General features: G+C 35.5%; 9 protein-coding genes. 7 read left to right on the top strand and 2 right to left on the bottom strand.

Annotated features, from left to right (window positions below):
• Positions 1–1,021 precede the first annotated feature (1,021 nt).
• The 3 genes from FH976_RS15085 to FH976_RS15075 all read left to right on the top strand — a co-directional run bounded on the left by FH976_RS15085 (position 1,022) and on the right by FH976_RS15075 (position 3,042).
• Positions 1,022–1,375 carry a hypothetical protein gene (locus FH976_RS15085; RefSeq protein ID WP_194091614.1) on the top strand — a complete coding sequence of 118 codons (354 nt, stop codon included), beginning with the start codon at positions 1,022–1,024 and terminating at the stop codon, positions 1,373–1,375.
• 326 nt (positions 1,376–1,701) lie between these two features.
• The gene (locus FH976_RS15080; protein WP_194091613.1) at positions 1,702–2,196 is read left to right on the top strand and encodes a hypothetical protein; all 495 of its coding nucleotides are present in this window, start codon (positions 1,702–1,704) and stop codon (positions 2,194–2,196) included.
• 300 nt (positions 2,197–2,496) lie between these two features.
• A complete protein-coding gene (locus FH976_RS15075) occupies positions 2,497–3,042 on the top strand; it encodes a heavy metal-binding domain-containing protein (RefSeq protein WP_194091612.1) in 546 nt (181 codons plus the stop codon).
• Between the two features lie 221 nt (positions 3,043–3,263).
• On the opposite strand, the gene FH976_RS15070 is transcribed toward FH976_RS15075, so the two are convergent.
• Positions 3,264–3,470: a hypothetical protein gene (locus FH976_RS15070; RefSeq protein WP_194091611.1), complete on the bottom strand. Its 207-nt coding sequence runs from the start codon at positions 3,468–3,470 to the stop codon at positions 3,264–3,266.
• Positions 3,471–3,816: 346 nt separating this feature from the next.
• On the opposite strand from FH976_RS15070, the gene FH976_RS15065 reads away from it, so the two are divergent.
• Complete coding sequence (locus tag FH976_RS15065) at positions 3,817–4,194, top strand: hypothetical protein (protein WP_194091610.1); 378 nt, start codon at positions 3,817–3,819, stop codon at positions 4,192–4,194.
• Between the two features lie 52 nt (positions 4,195–4,246).
• Positions 4,247–4,663: a hypothetical protein gene (locus tag FH976_RS15060; protein ID WP_194091609.1), complete on the top strand. Its 417-nt coding sequence runs from the start codon at positions 4,247–4,249 to the stop codon at positions 4,661–4,663.
• 324 nt (positions 4,664–4,987) lie between these two features.
• On the opposite strand, the gene FH976_RS15055 is transcribed toward FH976_RS15060, so the two are convergent.
• A complete protein-coding gene (locus FH976_RS15055) occupies positions 4,988–5,557 on the bottom strand; it encodes a hypothetical protein (RefSeq protein ID WP_194091608.1) in 570 nt (189 codons plus the stop codon).
• 331 nt (positions 5,558–5,888) lie between these two features.
• On the opposite strand from FH976_RS15055, the gene FH976_RS16190 reads away from it, so the two are divergent.
• Together FH976_RS16190 and FH976_RS15045 are read left to right on the top strand one after the other, a co-directional pair.
• Positions 5,889–6,050, top strand: a complete 162-nt coding sequence (locus FH976_RS16190; protein ID WP_194091615.1) for a DUF2726 domain-containing protein — start codon at positions 5,889–5,891, stop codon at positions 6,048–6,050.
• A gap of 412 nt (positions 6,051–6,462) precedes the next feature.
• Complete coding sequence (locus FH976_RS15045; RefSeq protein ID WP_194091607.1) at positions 6,463–7,578, top strand: tyrosine-type recombinase/integrase; 1,116 nt, start codon at positions 6,463–6,465, stop codon at positions 7,576–7,578.
• The last annotated feature ends 128 nt before the right edge of the window (positions 7,579–7,706 follow it).

The raw sequence follows: 7,706 nt of genomic DNA, 5'->3' as shown, positions 1-7,706 counted from the left end.
AACCACTCTCGCCACTACCCTTACATCTTCTAAAAAAATTATTCTTTTTCAATAAGGAGGTATTTTAATGTCCGAATAAAATGTGCAATCAATTCAAAAATTGTTTTAACCAAACTAACTGATTATCAATATTTATAAGGAAAAATATGTTAAGTAAGCAAAGTCAGAACTATTTAAATGATGTTAAGAATCGAATTAAGAAGCATCAGGGAAAGCTCAATATCATTACAACTCATCCAATTCCAGAAACGTACAAGCTTGTTTTTTTAAGTGGATCGCCTAGCTGCATTATTAATGCTAAAGAACTACAGGGTAAAAACACTGAGGGAAGTATCGTCCATCTAAATGGTTCTAGTTACAAGGTAAGAAAACGGGTATTCATATCTAGTACGGTTCTAGAACTACACCTAGATAATATATTACCTTAATAATGCAAAAATTCTAATATAGGACATTTGCTAAAGTGACGTTACCTTGAGGCGGACATGATTGACCAGCCACATTTAGGCTGATCGTGCGCTTGCAATACAAGAAGTAACCCGAAAAACTAGAATGATTTATAGATCGTAACTCGGAAATGTCCACGCTCGTTTCAGGCCAATCACTTCTGTCACGAGCATGCCCCCAAAATGCGTTAGGCAGTAACCTTGCAACGACTACAATGATTTTCTTTTTCCATATATTTCCTCATGCTACATATTGCTAATCCTGCATAGCTTGAAATTAAAATAATTGGATTTTTAGTTAGAAAGCTAGGCATGCATGAATCAGAGAGATAGCTCCGATTTTCGGTTTGTTTTAGGGGCTTGTTAAATACACAGCTCTTTATCTCGAGTGGCTTTGGTGAACTATACGGATTATTTCCGCACTTTATGCTGAATGAGTATGAGATAAATCTTACTTTATGAATACATTTAGTTATTTAGCTTGCTGTTACAAAAAGTGACTGAGAAGATAGACGGAAAGACTATACGGATTTTTTCCGTCAATTAAATTGTTAGGCTAATACGAGGAAAGAATAATGAAATTAAAAAAGTTGGGTGTAATTGCGATTTTTATGTCATTTGGAATATTCAGTGCATCTGCCAGCGCGCAAAAAACATATACACCAGCTCAGCTTAAAGGAATGGTACAAAGCGGCTCTTATCCAAAACAAGGTTCTGTATCATCCAAAACACTAAACCTTGATTATGTGTCATGTATAAGCAAAGTTGATTCTATTGTTGACTCTATAAAAGCTAATTATCCAACTCAAACAGTTGTAAGCACAAATGTTCTTCGCATAGAAAAAGTATGGACAAATGACGCTGCAATGACGTTAACATGTAGTGCAGCAGACAAAAATTTAGTAATAACTACGGCAGCATACTTATAAACTACCGTTGAGCACGGCGTTGGTATGACTCCCACTGTCAAGTAGAGCGTAAAAAAATCTACCCATTTATTTTGGGCATTTTGTCTTTAAAAAGAGATAGTGTTAACGCATTGCTCAAGCAAGCACTTTCGTCGGTTATCATGCTGGTATTTGTAGATTACTCACCCTAAAGTGAGCAGGGCTTACATGAGTATTTGCTTGAAGTTATTGGGGCAATGAAGGAAGTAGCTAAAGCACTCTGGGATGACATTAGAACGAATGCCTAACAGGTCAAATTTTAAGCTGGCTCCTGCTTGGGGCGTTATAAAAAAAGGTGTTATCCCATTATGATGAAGCAAAATATTGTATTCTCTATTGGTGCTTTAATCATTGTTTCTCTTTGGGGAATAAACTATTACCTTCTTATCGATTTTCCTAACGATGTAAGAGGTACATTTGGCGATATGTTTGGGGCTGTAAATGCTCTCTTTTCTGGTTTCGCTTTTCTCGGTGTGATTTACGCAATTCTCTTACAGAGAAAAGAACTTTCATTGCAACGAGAAGAATTATCACTAACCAGAAATGAATTAAAAAAATCAGCTGAAGCTCAAGAAAAATCAGAATTAGCATTATCTAGACAAGCGAAATCATTAGAGCTGTCGGCAAAAATTAATGCTAATTCAGCTTTATTAGACTCGTTAAAAAATAAAGAAAAAATGTATGATTATTATGCTTCTCAAAATCCAGAGCATCAGCGACAAAAAAACATGGAACGTACTCAGCTTCACCATGAAATGGTTAAAGTTCAAGAACGTATAGAAAAATTGATCACTGACAGCTGATTTTTTATAACAAAAAATAAATTGGGCGTTGGGGGCTTAGCATTTTTGGTTTTAGGTTTAGCGCGCTTTGTTGGTTAAGTGGGGCGCCAATTATTAGGTGCGTCGAACAATTTCGCATTTTCAATCAGTACTAATTTGCACAAATATTATTCATATGACGAAAGTTATGCTTATGCCCATTCCAAGTCAGCAACTTTAATATTGTGACATTCGTAGTATCAATCATATCGAATTTTAGTAATCTCTCACGATGTCCAGTGACTTAGACAAATAGCCAAATAATATTGAGAGTCTGAAAGTATGGAAAAATACGCAATATTGCTTAAAGGTGATGAGATTGCAGCGATTGAATTAGGTACATTTGCTGCTAACAAAGGAATTGATAAGCTGATAAAGCTTGGATTTGTCGAACAGGATGTTGAGATTAATGCTGAGAATGAAAAACAAGCTATTGATAATTTCATGAATGATGTAACCATTGCTGAGAGCGAATCTATTCAAGACAATATTACAGCCCCTATATTATTGACGACTGAAACTAACTTAGTTGATATGGACGTTATTGAACGCTATGGCGTTGTTTACGCTGATTGTGTCTATGGTGTAAATGTTGTGAAGGACATATTTGTTGGTTTTAGGGATGTTTTTGGAGGTCGATCCAAATCCATTGAGGATATAATTAGAAACGGTCGAACAGCCGTTACTGATGAGTTAAAGCACCAAGCATTTAGAAAAGGGGCAAATGCTGTTATTGGCATTAGTTATTCTGTTAATGATATATCTGGAAAAAATGTGAATATGATATGCGTCAGCGCCACGGGAACTGCTGTGGCAATCAAATTATAATATTTCAATCATCGTACAGTTGGCACTTTTAATCTCGAAAGAGCCCCATTAATGTGTACTAGTACATTAATGCGTTACAGTTGACCTCGTAACATTTCTATACTGAGTTATTTGGCTCAGTTTATCTAATGCATATAGTGTGCAGTAGATCACTGTGCTTTGCTAAAAGTGTACCTGTTGTCGATTGATATGAAAGTGTATCGACAACAAGGGGCTTTGAATTAGTCGAGCTCCTTTTTATTGCGTTCAATAGCTTTGTCTAACTCTTCATGTGTCAGTCGCGTTTTGTCTAATTGTTTTTTGGCTTTGTCACCAATAGTTTTTAATTTTTGGCGATTCTCTTCAGTTTGACGTTTGTTATTGTTTCTTAATCTGTTGTTTAGCTCGTAGTCTTCAGAGAAGTTAACAAGTTTCTTATCTTTTGGCATTTGGGAATCTCGCTATATGATGATTGAGTAAATATTATGCCACTAACTGTACTGATAGAGTTGTGATAAGTGCCTCATAACATCTATCCTCAACTTTCTCTCCAGAGTTGTTGTTTTAAACCTTATCGGTAAACACCACTAGAAATCATGCAGGTTATCTTGTGATTAAATTTTGCGAAGAGGTTTGGCTGAAAGTCGTATAGTGTTGATTACCGATCTTCGCTTACAATTTCTACATTATGGCTGGATAAATGAATAACAAGTTGCTGTACTCGGGTAAATTACTTACTGCGCTGATTTTCCTGTGAGCAAAGCGTTAAAAACCTAGAAACCTAAAGAGAACTTAATGAAAATTTTTTACACAGCAATCATGTTAATAAGCGTCACAAGCTTTTGTGATGCAAAAGAACTGTATCGCGAGCCCACTGCTAGAGATAGCGGCACATATTATGTTTTAACTCATGAAAAAATGGAGCCAAATGTAAGCAAAGTTCTAACCAACCGTATAGGAAAAGGCAATGAATATACAAGTTTTACTGAATTGAAAATTAACTGTGCATCAAAACAGTATTTTGAACTTGCTGGTAGCATTGAAGACGGGGTGCAGGAAAAACCAACTAAACCACTTAAAGATTGGTCTAGTAAATCCAAGTGGACTTCTCTTGTATCTGGAAGCAGTAAATATGACTTGGTTCAATTTGTGTGCAAGAAAAATAAAGCCTAACAAGCTGCTGTTGAGCACAGCGTTAGTATAAAAATCTAGGTTTGGAGTTTTTATGGACAAAAAGGATTATTATTCATCATTAAAAAATGATGCAAAGGAGTGGGTTAACTGTCAGCAATTGGAGATATACAGAGCGTTAAAAGAATGGTTTGCATGTGTTTTTCTAGCTCTTTTATTTCCATTCTTATCTATTTTTGTAGCTGATACTACAACAAATATGGATCAATGGTTTCAACGAAGCGGAACACTCTTATTAGTTTTTTCGTTACTTGCTGAGATTAAAGCTCAAGCTGTTAGAAAATATATATTTGTAGTAAATGGAAACCTTCTTTTTTGTCACCTTCACATAGAACAAAAAAATAAAAGTTGGATGCCGTTTGTCCAATACTTCACATATATTTTAGTAGCCATTGGAACATTAATAACTGGTTACGGAGATATTCTTTTTAATAGAGTTTATGGGGCTTAACATGCTCAAGCCCCTTAAAATATGGACGAAAAATACTGGCTTGCATCCATTCTTCGCTAATTTTAGCTAAGCATTTTTATGTGTAGTGGATAAGATAATTTGCTCAGCCGCATGTAGGCTACGGCAAAACTAGCGATACTAGAAGTTATGCGAAAAGTCTGAGTGTTCTACGGATCGTAACTCAGAATTGTCCAAAAACCGTTTTAGATATTAAACAATCTTTATTGTCACTCTTACTGCCTGGTTGGTAGTCATGCGCCTCAAAAATGATCAAACTTTATGACTAAACCATCCAAAAAGTATCTCAACAGCCGCTATTTCTGATCAAAGTTTATCGGACGCTGACAGTGATATCACTTTGCCTTTTTTAGTATCGTAGTTCTTTCGAGTAGGGGATATACCCATACGCGTAGCCAGTTCGTAAAAACTGATAGATAACACTGTAGAGTCACGATCAATAATAGAATCAAACTCATTGGAGGGCTGATCAGATGAAGGGATACCGTCAGTGATGGTGCTGAAAATGTTTGACCAAGTAAGTCTTTTACCTTTGACGTAGGACTCTTCATCTAAAACGATAGAGTTTGCGAAGGCCAGAATAGCTTCAAGAATATCTCTGTGTGATTGCAATAAGTAATCAACATGCAAATCGACTCTAAAATTTTTGCCGTAACTATTCATTGTAACGCTTTCTAGTGGTCTATTTGGATCGGTCCCACCGTGACTAGCAACCTCAACCAATCGATTTTTCATATCATTAGTCAAACGACTGGATGGGTGAAAAATTGTCGCTCTCGAAAATAGAAGGGAAGATATAAAACTATTTTTTCGATGTTCTTCCTTAGTTAACAATAAACTACTGTCACTTGGTTTTTTGTGGGTAAGATCTTTCATTAAACATCCCAACTAACAATTGATGATCTAATGATACAACAAAGAAATAAAGGTTAGTAGGAAACCAGTAAAGTAGCATACCAATACAGTAAAGTAGGATAGTAAACCAGTAAAGTAGTATACCAATACAGTAAAGTAGGATAGCAAACCAGTAAAGTAGTATAGTTACATTATCGATCTTAATGTGGATAATAATTAAGTACAAACAAGCTGAACGTACAATAGTTAAACTTAATTTGTTCGATATTTAGGCTGGTTATGCGCTTTTAATCAAACCTACACTTTTATCCATTAAAGAGATCTTGCTTGCAACAAAAACCAGTAAAGTAGGATTGAACTGGACGATAAAAGCCATAATACGGCCTCAGCCAAACGGAATGATTCATTTAAAAATGACACGCTCAATGAGGCCGAGATAACACTCATACGAGTAAAGGTGTCGCAGGATTATTCAGAAGATCTAAAGAAAATTGGGATAACACTATTCTCATAATAGGCACCAGTAATTAACGCACAATACGATTAAAAACAAGGCAGTAGATTCGGTAGAAATATAATAATGACAAGTAAATTATAAATGATGATAACATTCGAGTCCTCAATGTTTGGTTGATCTGATTAGGGTTATTTGAAACCCACGTGAAGGTATAATCGACATTCTCTATTTAGTGTCGAAGGAAAACAAAAGTAATCGATATAGTTTTGGTATTAATTGCTCCCTTCTGATTTCATCCCAATTTTGAACATTCGCCCTACTCTTTCTTTGTTAAATTCTCAAGGTCAAAGAATTTAGCTTTCCTGACCTTGAGAATTGAGAAAGGGTACTCTATACTGGCTTTGCATACAGTAAATACTTCACTGTTATGTGTGACAGTGTAACAGTTAAAATCTAAAGGGTTCGGCGCATGAATGGTTTAATAGTTGAAAATACTAACATTGATAATGAAGAGAAAGAAACTGACGAAATGTTAGTTAATCTTGAATTTATGAATGAGATTAGGCCGCATCATCTACGTGAGATAACCAAAAGAGTATTAACGCCAAAGCAAAAGAGAATCGCTCGTAAGATATCATTAAAGTTTCAAGATGAGTTAAAAATGCACCAAGGAGGATTAACCGATTCCTCTTGGGCTAAATTGATGAGTAAATGGAAAATATTTACTGATTACTGTATGGATAATAATTATGACTCAATCCCTGTAGAGCACGAACACCTTATGCGCTTTATTAGGATTCGAGCTGAAAAAAATAACCGGAATACGGTAAAAGGTGATGTTTGGGCCATTAATTACATGCATCATTCCAGTGGATTTACTAAACCTTGCAGTGATGAATCAATCAACGCATTAATTAAGAAATACGCAAACCAAGAAGCCGAGAACAGTGTTTTAATCAAACAAGCCACGCCATTTGGATTAGAGGATTGGGTATTGATCCGAAACCAGTATCGACACTCTAACAACATAAAAGAACTGAGAGATTTGGCTATTATTGGTGTAACATTTAGTTGTTTGTTACGGTTTTCTGAGTTATCCAGAATAAAAGTCGGTCATATTGATTTTAAAACAAACCAATTACTAATCCCATTTTCAAAAACCAATAAATCGAGCAGACCTGATTATGCGACAATACATGCTGATGTGATAAATGACATAAAGGATTACATGAATAAAGCGGGGATCTGTGAGTCTGAGAAAAATGCCCCTTTATTTATACAGGTTAATAAACACAATAAACCCTTAGTCAATAAATCGGGCAATGATCGTATAGCTGTCACCTATTCGGTCTGTCGTAAAATGTACGCCAAACTCTTTGATTTATGCGAAATAAACCACCCGGACAGCGCATCATTTACCACTCACTCACCTAGAGTTGGAGCAGCGCAGCGTATGTGGATGAAAGGAACACCAGTTTCAAAAATATTAAAGCAAGGCCGCTGGAAAACCACTGAAATAGCATCACGGTATGGTCAAGGGTACATCATGGATAATGATGTGGTGAACAATGATTTATTTAGATGATAAGACAATAAAAAGCGCAATGCTGTTTAATAGCATCGATCTTAAATCATGGTCAATTATTTTAAGTTTTAATAATATATAGTTAATTAACTAATTCGGCCTCATACTTAATATAGTAAGTCTCTTTG

Origin of the sequence: Vibrio hibernica (assembly GCF_015223435.1) — a bacterium.
GTDB classification, from domain to species: Bacteria; Pseudomonadota; Gammaproteobacteria; order Enterobacterales; family Vibrionaceae; genus Vibrio; species Vibrio hibernica.
Note: the sequence above shows the minus strand (reverse complement) of the source record. Positions and strands in the feature narration are given on the sequence as shown.

Coding starts and splice junctions, on each gene's coding strand:
- FH976_RS15085 (WP_194091614.1), top strand. CDS start 1,022: ATGAAATTAAAAAAGTTGGGTGTAATTGCGATTTTTATGTCATTTGGA.
- FH976_RS15080 (WP_194091613.1), top strand. CDS start 1,702: ATGATGAAGCAAAATATTGTATTCTCTATTGGTGCTTTAATCATTGTT.
- FH976_RS15075 (WP_194091612.1), top strand. CDS start 2,497: ATGGAAAAATACGCAATATTGCTTAAAGGTGATGAGATTGCAGCGATT.
- FH976_RS15070 (WP_194091611.1), bottom strand. CDS start 3,470: ATGCCAAAAGATAAGAAACTTGTTAACTTCTCTGAAGACTACGAGCTA.
- FH976_RS15065 (WP_194091610.1), top strand. CDS start 3,817: ATGAAAATTTTTTACACAGCAATCATGTTAATAAGCGTCACAAGCTTT.
- FH976_RS15060 (WP_194091609.1), top strand. CDS start 4,247: ATGGACAAAAAGGATTATTATTCATCATTAAAAAATGATGCAAAGGAG.
- FH976_RS15055 (WP_194091608.1), bottom strand. CDS start 5,557: ATGAAAGATCTTACCCACAAAAAACCAAGTGACAGTAGTTTATTGTTA.
- FH976_RS15045 (WP_194091607.1), top strand. CDS start 6,463: ATGAATGGTTTAATAGTTGAAAATACTAACATTGATAATGAAGAGAAA.